The organism is Paenibacillus sp. FSL H8-0283, from assembly GCF_045040675.1.
GTDB classification, from domain to species: Bacteria; Bacillota; Bacilli; order Paenibacillales; family Paenibacillaceae; genus Paenibacillus; species Paenibacillus amylolyticus.
Map to the genome: position 1 here is coordinate 592,312 of NZ_CP150295.1, position 17,416 is coordinate 609,727.

General features: G+C 47.9%; 12 protein-coding genes. 11 read left to right on the top strand and 1 reads right to left on the bottom strand.

Features of this window, described 5'->3' with window-relative positions:
* Positions 1 to 278 precede the first annotated feature (278 nt).
* Positions 279 to 2,990, top strand: a complete 2,712-nt coding sequence (locus tag MHI52_RS02825) for an S-layer homology domain-containing protein (protein ID WP_405158401.1) — start codon at positions 279 to 281, stop codon at positions 2,988 to 2,990.
* Positions 2,991 to 3,967: 977 nt separating this feature from the next.
* Here MHI52_RS02825 and MHI52_RS02830 read toward each other — a convergent pair.
* Positions 3,968 to 4,855, bottom strand: a complete 888-nt coding sequence (locus MHI52_RS02830) for a hypothetical protein (protein WP_405158402.1) — start codon at positions 4,853 to 4,855, stop codon at positions 3,968 to 3,970.
* Positions 4,856 to 4,966: 111 nt separating this feature from the next.
* On the opposite strand from MHI52_RS02830, the gene MHI52_RS02835 reads away from it, so the two are divergent.
* From MHI52_RS02835 to MHI52_RS02880, 10 genes are all read left to right on the top strand, one after another.
* On the top strand, positions 4,967 to 5,380 hold the full coding sequence (locus MHI52_RS02835) for a GNAT family N-acetyltransferase (RefSeq protein WP_047840325.1): 414 nt from the start codon (positions 4,967 to 4,969) through the stop codon (positions 5,378 to 5,380).
* Positions 5,381 to 5,536: 156 nt separating this feature from the next.
* Positions 5,537 to 5,914: a hypothetical protein gene (locus MHI52_RS02840; protein ID WP_127547768.1), complete on the top strand. Its 378-nt coding sequence runs from the start codon at positions 5,537 to 5,539 to the stop codon at positions 5,912 to 5,914.
* Entirely contained in the window at positions 5,904 to 7,175 is a 1,272-nt protein-coding gene (locus tag MHI52_RS02845; RefSeq protein WP_164783249.1) for an MFS transporter, read from the top strand. Before MHI52_RS02840 ends, MHI52_RS02845 begins: the two co-directional genes overlap by 11 nt.
* Before the next feature lie 185 nt (positions 7,176 to 7,360).
* Positions 7,361 to 7,498, top strand: coding sequence for a hypothetical protein (locus MHI52_RS02850; RefSeq protein WP_164783248.1), 138 nt, complete (start codon positions 7,361 to 7,363; stop codon positions 7,496 to 7,498).
* A 117-nt stretch (positions 7,499 to 7,615) separates the two neighbouring features.
* Entirely contained in the window at positions 7,616 to 10,360 is a 2,745-nt protein-coding gene (locus MHI52_RS02855; RefSeq protein ID WP_405158403.1) for a lanthionine synthetase LanC family protein, read from the top strand.
* Positions 10,338 to 11,138 carry a hypothetical protein gene (locus MHI52_RS02860; protein WP_405158404.1) on the top strand — a complete coding sequence of 267 codons (801 nt, stop codon included), beginning with the start codon at positions 10,338 to 10,340 and terminating at the stop codon, positions 11,136 to 11,138. The genes MHI52_RS02855 and MHI52_RS02860 overlap by 23 nt, the downstream gene beginning before the upstream one ends.
* Positions 11,135 to 12,601: a lipopolysaccharide assembly protein LapB gene (locus tag MHI52_RS02865; RefSeq protein WP_127547760.1), complete on the top strand. Its 1,467-nt coding sequence runs from the start codon at positions 11,135 to 11,137 to the stop codon at positions 12,599 to 12,601. The genes MHI52_RS02860 and MHI52_RS02865 overlap by 4 nt, the downstream gene beginning before the upstream one ends.
* 5 nt (positions 12,602 to 12,606) lie before the next feature.
* Complete coding sequence (locus MHI52_RS02870; RefSeq protein ID WP_405158405.1) at positions 12,607 to 14,340, top strand: alpha/beta hydrolase family protein; 1,734 nt, start codon at positions 12,607 to 12,609, stop codon at positions 14,338 to 14,340.
* Positions 14,341 to 14,603: 263 nt separating this feature from the next.
* Positions 14,604 to 15,236: an NAD(P)-dependent oxidoreductase gene (locus MHI52_RS02875; RefSeq protein ID WP_036607440.1), complete on the top strand. Its 633-nt coding sequence runs from the start codon at positions 14,604 to 14,606 to the stop codon at positions 15,234 to 15,236.
* A 203-nt stretch (positions 15,237 to 15,439) separates the two neighbouring features.
* Positions 15,440 to 17,119: an NAD(P)H-hydrate dehydratase gene (locus MHI52_RS02880; protein ID WP_405158406.1), complete on the top strand. Its 1,680-nt coding sequence runs from the start codon at positions 15,440 to 15,442 to the stop codon at positions 17,117 to 17,119.
* The last annotated feature ends 297 nt before the right edge of the window (positions 17,120 to 17,416 follow it).

The following is a 17,416-nucleotide window of genomic DNA, read 5'->3' on the forward strand; positions in this document are numbered from 1 at the left end:
AACAAACTCCCACTCCATAATTTACTTTCAGTTAATAAAGCGTTTACAAAAGTAGGTATTTTAATTGATAAATGTAGTATCTAACTCCATTTTTCTTGGCATATAAGCTCCGGAACGTACGATTTTGATATAAAACGGAATTTGTTCTATAGATGCGAAACGCTCCCTAATGCTACAGTAACGGCAGATCAGACATCTGTATAGAGTCTTTCTTACTCATTTGCAGATGCAGAAGCAAAAAAATAATTTACCATAACGGGAGCGTGTATTTGCAAGCCATGAGAAAACCACTTAAAAAGTCACTGGCATTACTTCTAATGTTGTCTATGGTAGGTCCGACATTTGCAGAGAAAAGTTTTGCAGCCGAGCAGAAGATTCAGTTCTCTGATATTAAGGGACACTGGGCGGAAGCAAATATTCAAGCATGGGGTGATGAAGGATTAATTCGAGGTTACCTGGATCATTCATTTAAACCTAATACGTATATTACAAGAGCAGAATTTATGAATTTGGTAAACGGTGCTTTTGGATATTCCGGACAAGCTAAAATTACCTTTAATGATGTGTCTGAGAGTGCATGGTATTACGAAGCAATTTCTATTGCAAATGCAAATGGATATATAGATGGATACACCGATGGCACAATGAAGCCGCAAGATCCGATCACCCGTCAAGAAGCAGCTAAAGTGATCGCTGGCATTTTGAATCTGGAGTTAAATGAAACAGCAGCGAATGTATTTAGCGATTCATCGTCTATAGCGGCGTGGGGCAAGGGAGCTGTAGGTGGAGCGGTAGCAGCGAAAATTATCTCCGGATATGCAGATGGAACCTTCAAACCGCTTAATTCCATTACTCGTGCCGAAGCGGTGTCTGCGCTCGTTAAAGCTGTGGAAACAGATGCTACTACAGCTGCCAAACCAGCTAAGCCAAAAGGAACGGCAACCGTTCTGAATGTTAATCCCCCAGCAGATGAAGCTCGGTTATCCGCCGTGAAGCACGGAGCCAATGCCGGAGACGACACCTTGAAAAATATTGCGGAAACCAATCCGTTTATTGATATTTTAGACGGTTTTGATCAAGTATGGTCCATGAACCTAGCGGATTGGAGAGATGGAACAGCGGCAACTAAAATTGGAGCTGACGGGAAAAATGCAAAGTATGGAGATGGACCGACTCCATATTATGACGGCTTTAAGAATGATCCAACCGTAGCTGTTGCTGATCAGAAAACATATGCAAATGAAGAGATCCGAAACAAAGCAACTTGGGAAGCCAATATCAAATATGTAGAAAAGGTCACGCAAAATCGCACAGGTGAAGAGACATTGGCAGCCTATTATGATGACCAAAGAGATAAGATCTATAGCGTGATGGAGGGCTTTGGTCCGTTGGCTAACACGTATGTAGATATCATCAAGCCAAAGACAAACGTTGAACGAACGGTGGACGAGATGAATGTGGTATTGACCGAAGAAACAGTGGAAGATGAAAGCCAAGGCATTGGAGATTGGGAAGCAAAGACGGAACTTGCAGACTTGGTTCATTTAGTTGATCTGGTTCGATTCAAAATTCCTGCCTCATCTAATCCCTCTAAATATTTCTACTCTTCCCCTAGACCGTGGAGAATGAATTCCAATGGAGAAGTGAAAGAAGTTGTTGACAGCAAAGGACTGCCTGTATGGGAAACCTTGGGCGAAGGTGAGAAAAAAGAAGTACCTTTGGCTTCAGGCGGCACCAAATCAACAGGAGAAAAACATTACCAGCAATACGAAACTAACGTTAAGCTTATTCCTGCGTTAACTTATGTCAAACGAATCGCTGAGGATGGAAGAGGAAAAGATGGTGCATTTCCGAGCGGACATACCAGTGCAGCATACTTATCCGTATTTCCTTTGGCATACGCTACACCAGAACGATTCACTGAATTGTTAACGAGAGCAGCTCAGTTGGGCGAGAATCGAATCGTAACGGGGATGCACTCACCGCTTGATGTTATCGGAGGAAGAATACAATCCACAGCCATGGCTGCATATGCACTTAATAAGGCTGAGAACAAAGATGTGTTAGAGAAAGGTTATGAGAATGCAGGAGAAGTATTTGGAGCTGCAGCCAAGGAAAAAAATATGAGTCTGTATGAGTATGCACACACCGTAACTGAGGATTACACGTTCAAGAGTGCTTACGATGAACACAAATGGGAAGATCATGATGCCAATAAAGCCTTCTATAGAGAAAAGATGACTTACGGTCTACCACAAACCGGAACCAAAGGTTTGGCTCCAGTTGTACCGCAAGGAGCAGAAGCCCTGTTAGAAACACGTCAACCGTATTTAACAGATGAGCAACGCAGACAAGTATTGTATACAACATCCATTGACTCTGGATATCCTGTTCTGGATGAATCCAAGGGCTGGGGTAGAATTGATCTGGTCACGGCTGCGGATGGCTACGGCGCATTCTTGAACAATGTAACTGTGGATATGGACGCTTCCAAAGGGCGCTTCAATGCAGAAGACTGGTGGAGAAATGATATCACCGGTAGTGGAATGCTCACGAAAAAGGGGACAGGTACCCTTACATTGACAGGGAAAAATAGCTACACTGGCGGAACATTACTGCAAGCAGGAACGCTGGTAGCTGAATCTGCAACTGCTTTTGGTACAGGTGATCTGTATGTAGAAAATGGAACAGTTGTCGTTGATGTCGACGGAGCACTCAACTTAGATAGAAACTTTACCATGGATAACGGTACGTTGGAATTGGTAGTGACTGACAACAACAGTCAGCTGAATGTCGGCAGAAAGCTCTATATTGATGGAGGAAGTCTCAAACTCGACTTGTCCAACTATAAGATTGAAGGTTCCAAAGATATTACGTTAATCACGGCTAATGGAATTACAGGTGAATTCGACAGTGTAACGGCAGATGGTTATGACGTGACTGTCACGTACGAAAAGGGCCGCGTCATTGCACATGTTGTAGCCAAATAAGTGAAGTAATTATCCATGATATAAAGTGAACTAAAGAATGTCACACATGCCACTTCGATGACAGAATAACTTTCCGATCACTGTTATGCCAGATTCTTTCCTTCTTCAAAGGAAAAAATCCGGGGATAAGCATATGCTTTCGATGGAGCTTTCTTTCCGAAAGGCTTTAGGCGTAGCGAATGCTTTCGAAGTAGTTTTCTTACAGAAAACTTGTAGCTTCGCTTCTTCACGTTATTTCTGCCCTCTCCGTTTTTGTGTAGTTATTAAAGTTCGTTTTATATCGTTCAATTCTTCGCAAGAAAAGATTATAGAAAAGGGCTTAAACTACAATGTAGTTTAAGCCCTTTTTGCGTACAGATACGTTGGATATAGGGGATGTTTTCAACACGTGCTGAAAGCCGAAGTGTATCTGAACGTGTCCGGAGTAGGCAAGCGCTAAATACTGAATGTAAGAGCAAGCAATTAGGACGTCGCAAAAGCGATTTTCCTATTTTCCACTACCAATGAGAATTTTGGCTTCGTACGAGAGGGACACGAGGTTTCCTCTCAGTCGCGCTTGGAACAGAGCATGAGTAGGGATTGAGCGCTAACGAATATGAGGCGTCTTATTTAAGGGTTTGAAGCACCCGCAGAAATCTAAGGAATCTGAGACACGTTATATCGAAATGTACGGCGTTTTAGAGCGTTTTTATCGAGCGATTTTGGGAAATAACGTGTCTGAGGTTCTTTACAATTTTGAAAGAGGCTGTAGAGGTAATATAAGACGTCCTGTGTTCCTTAGAGAATCGACTCGTTACTCAATAGGAACATCCAGACGGGAGTTCCATAATTTTGGGACACTGACATCCATCATCGTATAGCATGCCGAGTAAGGAGACACGACCTGATCGGTGAAAATCCAGCCGAGGGAGGGCCAAGTCTCGTATCATCGATGTGGGTATCTAAGTTTAATCATACGGAAGCGGCTGAATCGTAGGTTATTCGTCGGTGTTGGTACCAGATGTACGACGTGTATTTCCTTCCATCTCCGTAGAGACTTGCTTCGTTGGTTCCAGATCCGTATGTCCTGCGTAGGGGCGATCACTTCGAGAGCGTGTCCCAGTCAACCCGAAACCCGAAGTGAATATAATCAGCTGTAGTCCCAGTGCGTAGGGCGCAGCAACAAGTCCAATCAGATGGAGCAAGGAGCATAGCGCGATCAGCAAGGAGAGCATTTTGGTTACTGTACGTGACCTATCCCGTCGTGGGCTGGCCCAGAGCAGGTAACCATATATTATGGTGATCATCAGGGAAATTGCGCGAATCCATGGCAAGATGCTGTCCCATGAGTCTACATGGACGTCGAACATCCGCTGACGAAATACCAGATCTGAAACCAGAAACCCTGTAGCCGCCAGTGCGGCTGGTTCGGCTACGGGCCGAAGGATGGTCCAGACCGCTGTGCCCCAATGATCTGCATGAGCATCCCGGCTGAGTTCATCCGATAATACGGTGCATTCCCGTTCCAGTGCTCTGTGCATCAGTCCAAGTCGGGCAGGGTCATGATCCTTAATACAGTCACGGATCTGGTCCTGTAGCTGAGGAGATAGGTAAGATGCAACTTTGCAGGCTAACATTGCTGTTATCAGATCGTCATGTTCGTGTTCCAATCGTTCATAATTCCGATTTTCCTGGATGGTAAGTTGTCCCAAGAGGGCTGTACTTATGTATAATGTATCTCGTATCCTTCTCATTCGCCTTTCGTGGCTGCGGCGAACTTCAGTGGCAGACCATATGTATATCCCCAGAAGCAAAGCCATGACTCCAAACAGCACAGCCACAGCGCCTGGGCGCGATGTTAGATCTTCAATCCAACGTTGAAACACACTTGTTCCTCCTTTGCACCAACTTCACGTATCATGAAACACGCTTCACGTAAGCTTTCTCTCACTATTACACAGGAAGTAGATGAATTCAAGCAGAAAGGGGCACAATTCATGGATCATGTGAGTATTGAACACACACCACCCGCAGCGGTGGAGTATCTTGCCTTACGGCAGATTGCCGGCCTTAGTGCAATGAGCAGGGAAGGGGCAGAGATTGGATTACGGAATAGCCTGTTTGCCGTATGTCTGCGTGAAGAGGATATGCTGATAGGCATGGGGCGAGTGATTGGAGATGGAGGTTGTTTCTTTCAGGTCGTCGATATTGCTGTACACCCGGATGTTCAAGGAATGGGGTATGGAAAACTGATCATGAGCGAGATTATGAATTATCTGCGTAAAGCAGTACCTGCCCGTGGTTTAGTCAGCCTGTTGGCGGATGTTCCGGCTGATCAACTTTATGCTCAATTTGGATTTGAATACACCAGCCCAAAATCGGAGGGTATGTGGTGGAGGCAGGGAGACTAGTGAACTAGTTAAATAACATATTCGGCGAGCCTTTGGATATCCAAAGGTTTTTTGCTTTACAACCATTTATTTACAGGTATAATGTAAATTAAAACCAATTTACGATTTACAAATTACGATATACAGGTGCACTCGTGAAGAATGGAGGAAATGTATATGTACAATGACCAGAAAGCTAAGTTTAACCAGATGGTGGAACGATCTGTGGAGCAGGCGAACAAAAATCTTTCGGGAGCCAAGGGAGTTGTTTCCGTTCGATTAAGTCAGGAAGAGATTGATATCATAGATCAGCTTGTATTTCTTGAATTAGCCAAAAACCGTTCTGATGCGACTGCAATGTTGATTAGGGAGGGTATACGAACCCATCAGACCTTATTGAACGAGATACGCGAGTATACGGCTGAACTGGAACGGGTAAAAGCCAAGATACAACAGACCATTCGAGATTCAGGTTTGGTTACGCGTCTGCATCGTATTAGTGATGATGAATCTGTTACGTACGAGGGAGAGGTGCGTGAAAAAGATGAAAAATGAAATTCGCAGCGACAGCTATCGAGCGGTTTTGCGCCTTCCTTCTTTTGTTGTGCTCCTTGTGGGTAGATTGATTTCTGGCGCAGGGCAGATTTTATTTTCTATGGCAACGATGTGGTATATCCTCCAATTAACGGAGTCGGCACTTGCTGCCGCGCTGATTCCGATGTTGCCGTACTTGATTTATGCATTTTTGGGCATTCCCTTGGCTACGATCAGTGATCGTCTGCCGAAAAAGCAACTTTTGATCTGGACAGATATATTGCGCGCAGGCGTAGCTTGCATATTGGCTCTTTTGTTCATGACAGGATCCATGCTTCCGTGGCATATTTACGCAGCCAATCTGCTCATTGCAATCCTTGGTTTCTTGTTCAATCCGGCAACCCAGACAGTCATCCCCGCGATTTTGCCAGAACCTGCAAAACAATTAGCTCCAGCCCATGCACTACTGAACTCTTCCTCCAAAACGATTGAATTACTTGGATACGCCATAGGGGGCATATTGATCGCGTTCATCTCCGTTCAGTCCATCCTGTTCATCTATGCCGTTACGTTTCTGCTATCCGCCATATCCATTTTCTTTATCCGCATCCCTGTAACCAAAGTAGTGAAGCAAAAAGGAGTCTCTGGTTTTGTCAAAGATAGCATGCAGGGAATTACATTCCTGTTCTCCCGTAAAATTTTGGCCTGCTGCATTATCTTTGGAGCCATTATCAATTTTGCAGGTGCGCCACTGCACATTTTCACGCCGATTTTTGCCAATATGGTGCTGCAAGCCGGGCCACAAGGCTACGGTCTGCTTCAGTCAGCCTTTGCCGCTGGCAGTATTGCAGGCTCTCTGCTCAGTGGCAAATATGCCAAACGACTCTCACTCGCTCACTGGTTTTTGATCAGTTACCTCATCTCAGGTACAAGTTTGCTACTCATGCCGATGTTTCCTAACCTGTATATCGCGATTGCGTGTTCATTTTTGTTGATGATGGGACTTGCTCTTGTGAATGTACCGCTGGTGACTTCCATTCTTTTATCCACCCCGGAAGAAAAGAGAGGACGTGTCATGAACAGTATGGGTGTCTTGATGAGTGGCATTAGTAATCCGCTTGGGTTGTTACTGGGAGGGTGGTTCATTGAAACGTACAACCCTTCATGGGTGTACATGGGGATTGGTACATTTGTTATTTGTATGGGCATGGCAAGCCTATTTGTCCGACCTTTCCGTGAAGAACGGAGCAAGCGTACCCAGCAACAAACGACCTCGATGTAGTCTGGAATTTGATGTCACATTGTGCCTCTTTTTAGTCCGAGGAATCGATAATTTGACATGATCAGGCGAAATAAATGGGTTTTATAAATAATTTATGTAAAATAATTCAATTAAAAAGAAGGAATATCAAATTTTATGTAGAATTTGGTTTATAAGAGGGGGAGACAAATGGGAGGTAATATATCATGGAAAACAAGGAAATTTTATCTGTACAGGATTTGATGGCACTAGAGGTTGAAGAGGATAACAACATGTTTGAGGAAACAAGCTTGTGTACAGTGTGCAGCTGGACCAGCTCGGAAACGATTGTTGTAGAGAGCTAGGAATTCCTTAAACGCTCTATTCACTGAATCATTTGAAAGATAAGTCTTTGATTTTCGCGCATTACTAAAATAATTGTACCTCCCCCTCTTACTTTATCCAAAAAGGAGTGATTCTCATTGAAATTCGCAAGCGTAACGCCCAGGAAGGACGCCTTTGAGAACGCTTTGGAACATATAATCCGGGAACTTCCCCAATCCATCCAATGGTCGAATGACGGCCATTGGATTTGTTTTAGACCGGAAGAATTAAGGCTTCCCGCACAGGGCTGGAAAATTCATCTGTCTGTTATCCCTGTGGAAGGAGCTGAATTGCTGCGACGCATTGCACCTGTTCTTACAGAAAATGATGTGCAATGGAAAGTAGTGAGCAGCGGTCTGAAACTGATTGAAACATCTAACGGTTCCATACCTCTCCCTCAGACGGGGAAGTGTGTCACCATCTACGCACGAGACGAAAAGCAATTCTTGAAGTTACTTGAGCTAATGCATTCATGTACAAGCGATCTGAAAGGACCCGCTATTCCTACAGATCGGGCATACCTCGGTAGCCAGTGTGTATTTTATCGTTATGGTGCATTCACTGATCGTTTCTACTATGACCGGTACTCGGGTGCAAAAGTGTATGCCATCCAGAATCCAGAAGGCAAGTTGGAGGAGGATCGAAGAACACCTGGCAGGTATAAACCGGAGTGGGTGGGTGAACCTGAGGAATTACTGCGGATTCAGGCGATGGAGAAGAATCGGCCAACTTCTCGTCATTCCAATTCCAATAACAATGAGTTTGGTATACGAAATATTCGTGTGAGACGTGTACTCAAGAAGTCCGGCAAGGGAGGAGTATTTCTCATCTCTGACACATCCTATGAACAGGCTGTCATGAAAGAAGCGGTCTACCGCATGCGTGTAGACGGTGGTGGGCGCTCTGCTCATAACTATTTGGATAATGAATATCGCGTGCTTAATCTGATGAAGGATACGGGGGTTACCCCAAGGCCGCTTGATCTGTTTAGTACTGAAAATAACCGCTATCTGATTCTGGAGTATTTTGAAAGCATCAGCTTGCGTGAATATATCCATCGCAGACATGTAGCCGCAGATTACAACCGGGCGGATATGCATCGGATGGGTATACATATCCTCGATATGGTGCAGCAATGTCACGATAAAGGAATTGTGATCAATGATCTGACGCCCAACAATATTGTTGTGCTGACGGACGGAAGTGTACGCCTGATTGATCTTGAACTGGCTTATGTCAGAAGTGATGAGGGTCAGGCCGATCCATTGACCGGTCATACTCCGGGCTATGTGCCACGGGGACGTGAGCACAGCAGGCGATCCAGTTATGCGGATGATCTGTATGCACTGGGAGGCGTCTTCTATTACATGGCTTCATCCATCGATCCCTATCTGAAATACCAGCAATCTCATCTGGAAGCTGCACAGGCTTATCTGGATCATCAGAGTAATACACAACTTCGTGGCTTGGGAAGTTTGGGCATCGAGATCATGTCTGGCGGACATGTGGAGTTATCAGAAATTCGTGAAACACTGGTTGCATTGCTGGAGCAGCAAGAGGTCAATTCAGGAGGAAGCATGGATGGAATAGAGAAAAATGAATGCAATATGGAGCCAGAAGAAGTACTCCGTCAGGCCGAGCGTATGGTAAACACACTGTATACTTCTCTTGATTTTAATAACCCCTTGCAACTGTTCCCGGAAAACAGCATGAGCAAGATGTTTCATCCGGCGAATTTCAACTTTGGCTGGACAGGGATGGTCTTTGGTTTTAATCAGCTTGGTCAGATTACACAAAACAGACAATACCATCAATATGCGTATGAAGTATTGGAATGGATATTGACGAATCACCCTTACGTTCCAGATGAGACACCTGTAGCATTATACTTTGGATATGGCGCTGTTCCCTGGGCATTGGCAGAGACAGCTGAACGAATAAATGATCCATCGTTGCTTCGACGTGCAGAGGATCTGGCATTGGAAATCACCCGGCGTGAGCCAGTACAGACCAATATTAGTCACGGAGCAGCGGGGTTGGGATTGATGCTGCTTGAAATATACCGTATTGGCGGCCGCCCTGAACTTCTGGCAAGAGCAGAGGAACTGGGTGTTTATATTTTGGAACAAGAAGAGCAGACAGATGAATCATTTAGTTTGTGGAAAGTGAAAGATAAATCGGACAAAAAAGGCCATCATTCCCTTGGATTCTCTCATGGCATCGCAGGCATCGGATATTATTTGCTTGCCTTGGCGGAGCGTACAGGAAAGGAAGCGTACTATTCTGCTGTGAAGCGAATTGTAGATACACTTGATCGTACGAGTTATGGAGGACAGAATGGCGTGAGCCTGTGGCCTGCATCCCCGGAAAAACCGGATACACTCTGGGTACATTGGTGTAATGGATCGGCGGGTATAGGTCGATTTTTGATGGCAGCGGCTGATATTTTACAAGATCCCCTCTGTACCAGACTTGGTCTTCAAGCAGCGGATGCAGTGGCACAGGCAACGGTATTTGCTTCTTTTGGGCAGTGTCACGGAATTGCAGGCAATGGAGATTTTCTACTCTTGGCTAACCGCAAGTTCCCAGGCAGATATGAAACCAAACTAGCGGAGTATACACAGAGTTTGTATGTATTGCGAAGTGATCCACAGGAAGACATATGGATGTGGCCTCTGGAGGACATGGAGTCCTTCTCCCCGGATTATATGACCGGTTATATGGGGATCTATACCTTCCTGCTACGCCGGTTTTATCCGTCTGTTGCATCCGAACCACTGGTTTATTCAGGTTTCGATTATAACAGGGAGGGAAAAGCGTATGATGCTAACATCCATATCTGATATCCTGCCACAATGCCAGCACGAATCAGGGAAGACGGGTGATCGCTATTATGCAGTTGAACCTGGAAACGACGAAAGCCTATCTTCGTTCATGGTAATTGATCAGGGTGAAGGGCAGTATACATTGGATTTATGGAGTGAAGCACATTCCAATCCTTATTGGGAAGATCGGATGTCATCCGTTTTGGATAAAATCACATGGTCCTCTCTATATGCAACTGCTCCTGCCTCATTTCCGTGGGAGAAGCTTGGATACCGGACGGATGTTCTTGCCCATCGGTATCGATTTTTCGGCAAGTTGAAGGACGTTCCCGTGCCGGCTATGCCTAATGAAGATGCGGTTTGGATGTCTGCGGAGAGGCAGGTGGACTCCCTTGCACACTTGCTCCAGGCCAGTGATCCTACCTGTCCAGGTTGGGAAGCCGCTCGTCAAGCTATCGGGGATATTTATCAGGGGGTATATGGCAAGTTGCTGAAAGGTTCCGGGCTTGTGGAACTGGAGGGAAGTAAGATTGGGGGCTGCCTGTTAAGCGATGAGTTTGGGAGTGTACTCCTTGCTCATATATTCACAATACCAGAAGCGAAACGTCAAGGATGGGCCCGATGGCTTGCTGCATATGGTCTCCATCGGTGCAGTTCAGATCCGGATCAGCGAATTAAAGCTTCACTTGATGCAAACAACCGGGGCAGTTATCAATTGATGACGGCGCTGAATTTACAAAAGGTGCCTGAACTTATACACGTATGCCGAATCACGAAAGAGAGTGAACGTTCATGATGCCTGTCTCACTGGAAAGTACCGATTATCATGATCTGAGAAGTAAATGGTTTCGTGTGAGTCATGAACCTGGATTGTTTGTCGTTGAAGGTACATCAGATGCGGTAAAACATGAAATTCACAAACTGAGAACGCATTGGCAGGATAAGGCTATAGAAATTGCTGTTGGTGATCCGTATGCTACTCTCCCGCTGATCTATCAACTAAATCCATTTCAGCCAATAGATGATCTTGTAGCGTGTAAAAATGCGTTATTGAGATTCCAAAGATCAGGGTGGACGCCTAGTAATCGGAAATGGGTTCTGGTTGAAGTATCTTCCTACCTTCACCCTGCGGATCTGGGAGCCATCCACTATATCCTGTATCGACAGAAACTAAGGGGAGTAAGTGTAGTTCTTTTTTTTCATCGATATCCAACCATGGCGAGTAATCCTGAGGACATCCCCAAACTTCCGGTATCCCTTGTCAGGGATACGCCTGATCAGACCCGACGTTTGTTGGAAGAACATCTACAAATGGTAAGTAAGGATAAAGGGAAGGAAAAAGAGGCCGCATTGGCGCTCTACAATAGGCTGGCCTGGATTTTGTTGTCCAAATCGGCTGATCCGGCCCGCTACAGGTCCTGTTTTCATTTTTTCGACCATAATTCATTATTTCAACGTTTGTCGGCAACACAGCAGGCAGTACTCTGGTTTGAGTTGGGTCAGCTGTTGACCAAAAACGGGAAGCAGTATGCTGAAGCACGACACTGTTATTCGAAAGCTCGTGAAATCATTGCCCAAGAAGAGCTAACTGAAACGTATCGTACTGGGAAATGGGCTGCGCTTGATAATGGTGAAGCATTAATTGAGATGCAGGAGGGCAATGTAGAACGCGCAATTACGTTGGAGCAACAGGCGGGTCAGCGTATACGCCAGCTTCCTGATGGACCGGATAAGCGAGTTTTTCAGATTCAGACACTACTAAACATTGCGGGCTTGCAGCTCCGGGCAGGTCACTATGCAGAGGCAGGTAGGACGTTGCTGGCTGCGGAGAAGTTATGTGTGGATGCGTATGTAGATTGGCTGGGGCATGTACTGCAATTAAAAATGATACTGCATCAACAGCTTGGTGAGCAGGAGCAGGAATATGAACTATTGATTCAATTGTTACGCATGAAGACAAACACTATCCATTCCAAGCTGCTTGGTCGTGCCGTGGAAATCGCTGGCGCGCTGATTACTCTAGGATCAGAGGAACGGGCATCCCGGGTGTACCGTCTATTGATGATGGGGCTGCCGGTTGCCAGTCTGCCACAGATCAGATTGATTCGGGAAACATTAGGCAGACTGGGGACCGTTACGCCCCTAGATGCATACACGCAGGAACAGTATATCAATAAACTGGAATCGCAGTTGGAGGGATGGGAGCAGTTAAAACACTGGAATGAGAGGAGGAAATCCGGTTGGGCTATCCATTCTTGACACGAATGAGTGTGAATAAGGAACGAACGAGTATGCTCTTGGGCTATGATGACAATACATGTGAATGGTGCAGTCTTGATGATACAGGCCGGATTGATAGTCGGCAGAGCCTTTCTGAACATGGGATAGGGTCAGATCAGCACACGCAGCATATTCAGTTTATGGGCAGGAACCGTGTTCTGGTGATTACACAGGACAAGGTGGGGAAATGGCTCCATCTATACGAGGATGAGGAGAAAGCAAGGCTGGTTCAAACCCTGTTTGTGAAGTTTCCATTTCCTGTGATGCAGGCCGCTTGGCAAGAGGGGCAATTAATTCTGCTATTTTCCATTAGACATCGTTCAGGAGCTGTCCGTATAGGTCTTTACGATCCCGAGAAGGATGAGGCGCGATGGGTTACTCCTGATCTGGACAACCCGCAATTTGTATTCTGGTCTGCATCAACACGAGAGGTTGGTGTAAACGTTGGTGGATTCGGAAGAGTGTATTCATATTCCGAAGAGATCCTTCCATCATCCGAAATACCCTATACGGAGTATGCCTACCCTGTGATGGATAAGCAGGGGGAACTGATAGCCGTTTCTATTCCTGTGGAAGATGGTTTCCAGCCTGGATGGATCAGGCAAGGAGAGGATCGGGTGCATGAATGTTCAAGGGATAGCCAACCCTTTTCTGAACTGATTAGAATGCAGCTCGATCCACATCAACAGCTAGTTCTCTGCGAAGGGATAACCTGCGGCAGGTGGCAATATGTCCAATATACATTGGACAGAGAGAAGAGGTATGAGCTGTATGATTATCCAGGAATCTTGACACAGGCTGTGCTCAGCAGGGACAGGCAGGGGTTGATCGGAAAATATGAATCTATCGTACGTCCTCCGGTGCCGGAGATATATCGGTTTTCGGAACAAACGCGTACGATTCCCCATTTCTCGGTTGAGCGAGATGAGAGAATTGGCAAGCATCCTGACAAGGAACCCGATGTAATCTATGGATGGGTTCGTTATGGGGATGACATGATTCCGTACATGGACATGCACCCGGAGGATGCAGAACAGGTGGTCATCTATCTTCATGGCGGGCCTCATAATTGCCTGTTTGACAGCTTTAGTCCGGTCATCAGCGGATTATATCAGGCAGGAGTGCGGGTCATCGGGCTGAACTATCCCGGCAGTTCAGGATTCGGCATGGATTACAGGATGCGCATTCAGAACGATTGGGGCGGCGTGGATGCAGATGTCGTCCAATTCATGCGGGAGCAGATGTTATCTTCTTATTCAAACGTATCTCTCTATGGGGTGAGCTATGGGGCTTATCTGGCATTGCTGGTAGCAGGTAAAAGTCCGGCGCTATGGAGTACTGTGGTTGCCTGTGCACCGTTTACGGATCTGGAAGGACTGTACGCAGGCGGCGGAGCGAAGCTGAGATCATTCTTGGAAACTGAAATCGGTGAGCTTTTGCATGATCCATCTGCCCTGCGGGATAGAAGCCCAACAGCTTATGTATCCGGGCTTAGTGAGGTGGATATCCAGCTCATTCACGGTCAGGCTGATCAACTATGTCCCGTAGAACAGACGGAGAGGTTATATCTGGACATCATGGAAAACAAGCAAATGTCTGGAGCTGTAGGCAGAATTGAGCTTCATATTGTACAGGATATGGCGCATGAGGTTTATTCGGAGCGAATCTGGGCGCAGAAGGCTGTTGATTTTCTAACCTGCAGTAGAGTATCCACGTAAGATAAATACGTGATGTTGAAGCCGCAAATGCGGCTTTTTTGGCGATATTTAAGGTAATGATATGGAAAGGAAAAGCGGTAGGGGAAGTGTTGTTCGTGGTCTGGTGCATAGTTGGAGAGCTTAAGAGAATGAACATTAACGTTTACAAGATGTCACATCCGGTTTAAGATGGCGTGAGCCGTTTAAGGTATATAACAATAGGATTAAGTATTAAAATAACGGTAAGTTGACAAGATGATATCTACAGAAAAGAGGGAATTCATATGAAAGTAGCCATTTTTGGAGCAACCGGAGCGATTGGCAAGATGATTCTGTGGGAGCTGATGGATCGTGGGCATGAAGTGACAGCGGTGGTGCGTGACCCTTCGAAGGTTGAGATGGTTCATGAGCGTTTGCGTGTAGAACAGGGAGATCTGCTTAACCCGGATCAGGTGGCTGATTTTGCAGCGGGTCAAGAAGTGGTTGTGAGTGCATATGGACCGAAGTTTGGTGGAGAAGAAGAGATGCTGGAAGTGACGCGTTCGTTGATCGAGGGTGTGCGCCGGGCAAAAGCAGGACGTCTGGTTGTAGTTGGTGGAGCAGGAAGTTTGCTAACTGATTCTGGTGATATGCTGATGGATACGCCGGGATTCCCGGAAGAAGTCAAACCACTGGCAAAAGCCCATGCAGAAGCATATGACCTGATTGAAGCATCGGGTATTCACTGGACCTACATGAGCCCTGCTGCGACAATCACAACAGGACGTCGCACAGGCCAGTTCCGGGTTGGCATGAACCGGGTGATTACGGATGATATCGGGGAAAGCTCGATTTCCGTTGGCGATTTTGCAGCGGCTTTGGTGGACGAACTGGACGACCCGCAATTTATCCAAGCTCGGTTTACGGTAGGTTATTAAGCGTAGACAGGCTTTGGAATGGATAATTTACTCTGAAGGTCTCGTACACGGGATCGATAGATTTTTTGATGATGTATCGAGTGGACAGTGGTAACTGGATGAGGTAAGAGGAAAGATAGCGATACACTTATAAGATGCAGCGTTTAGGTGTAAAGTTGCTACTTTCAAGTATGAGATGAGCTTGTCTCGGGGAGGGATGAACGTTGTTTATCGTAACCGCTGAACAGATGAGAGCTGTGGACGAGTATACCATTCATAAGCTGGGTATTCCTGCTGCCAGTCTAATGGAGAATGCAGGCCGCGCCATAGCCGAGGAAGTCATCAAGCTGTGCCGGGAAGGGCAGGCAGAAGGCCCGCTTGTGGATTCAGGGCAGCTTGGCTATAGCAGCCAGACCGATGCGAGGCGGGCACACACCGGGCCCGGCGATCGGCAAGGTTATGGTGGCGACATCATCGCCGATCCGGCGCTGGTGATGGAGCGCCCGGGAGATCAGCAGTGGTACATGCTGATCGGCAAGGGCAATAATGGCGGCGATGGGCTGGTGGCCGCGCGCCATTTGGTTGAAGCAGGGCTTGGCGTGACATTGGTCTACGCCGATGCCCCTGATGCACTGCGGGGCGAAGCCGCAGTGCAACGGGATGCCGCCGCGAAGCTTGGCATCCCTGCTCTTGTCCACGGGCGCGAAGCCGTGGACTTCAGCCGGTGCACAGGCATCGTGGATGCGCTGCTGGGCACCGGCTCGCGGGGGGCGCCGCGGGGAGATTACGCGGCGTTGATTGAGGCGGCGAACGACAGCGGCAAGCCGGTCGTGTCCGCGGATGTGCCGAGCGGGCTGAACGCCGACACCGGAGAGGTGTACAAGCCCTGCATTCAAGCTCGGGTGACCGTATGTCTCGCGCTGCTTAAGCGCGGGCTGGTGCAGTACCCGGGCGCTTCTGCCGCGGGGCGCATTGTGGTGCGCGCCATCGGCATTCCCGCGCGGCTTGCGCCAGAGCATGGCCCCTCGGTCCGTCTGCTGACGGACGAGGTGTTGCGCGGTGCGCTGCGCGTGGATATAGGCCGTCTCCGGGCACCGGACGGCCACAAGGGCACTTACGGCCACGTGTTGCTGGCCGCAGGAAGTCTGCCGATGAGCGGCGCTGGCCTGCTCTCGGCCAAGGCCGCGCTGCGCGCAGGCTGCGGGCTCGCTACATGGGCGCTGCCCGCGGCACTGCTGCCGTATGTCATCGGCACCGTGCCCGAGCTCATGCTCGCTGCCGCCTCCGATGGCGACAGCGGCGAATGGAACGCGGCTTCCGCCGACGCCGTGCTGCGTCTCGCAGAGAGCCGCGACGTGCTCGCGACCGGCCCAGGCCTTGGCCGCTTCCAGGGCGACACAGACTGGCTGCGCCGTCTGTGGCAACATACGGATCGTCCGCTCGTCATCGACGCGGACGCCCTCAACATGCTGGCAGACGCTGGCCCACATGGGCCTCGCGACTGGGGCCAGCGAAGTGCGGCGACAATTCTGACGCCGCACCCTGGCGAGATGGGCCGACTGCTGGGCATGTCGACCCAAGAGGTGCAGCGTGACCGCATTGGGCACGCTGCAAAATACGCCCGCGAGCAGGGCGTGACCCTTGTGCTCAAAGGAGCGCGAACGGTCATCGCAACGCCATCCTGCGAGGCGTACATCAACACCACCGGGCACGCCGGCATGGCGACTGGCGGTGCCGGAGACGTATTGACCGGCATCATCGCCGGTCTGCTTGCCCAAGGGCTCAGCGCGGAGCAAGCCGCCACGTTCGGCGTATATCTTCACGGACAGGCCGCTGAACGTGCAGCACTGCTGCGCGGTGACCCATCGTCCCTGCTGGCCGGAGACATCATCGACGCACTGTGAGGATGGGGCAGGTGTGGGACAAGCTCTTGGTTTTGGGTTACTACCTATGCCGATTCATTTTCAAACTGCAAGTAATCCAACGAATCAGCGCACCAGCGCATCAAAAGTAGATGAGTGCCCGATGTCCATTGCTCAATGCTAAATGATCAATGCCCGATGCCTATTGTCCATTGCTCAGTACTCACTACCCATTCCCAGTGCCCTAACGAACCTGATACACCTTATACCACGGTTTACATCGAGGAGCAAAAGCTAACGAACCTCATCCACGTTATTTCTGTGTATTTCAGATAAAAC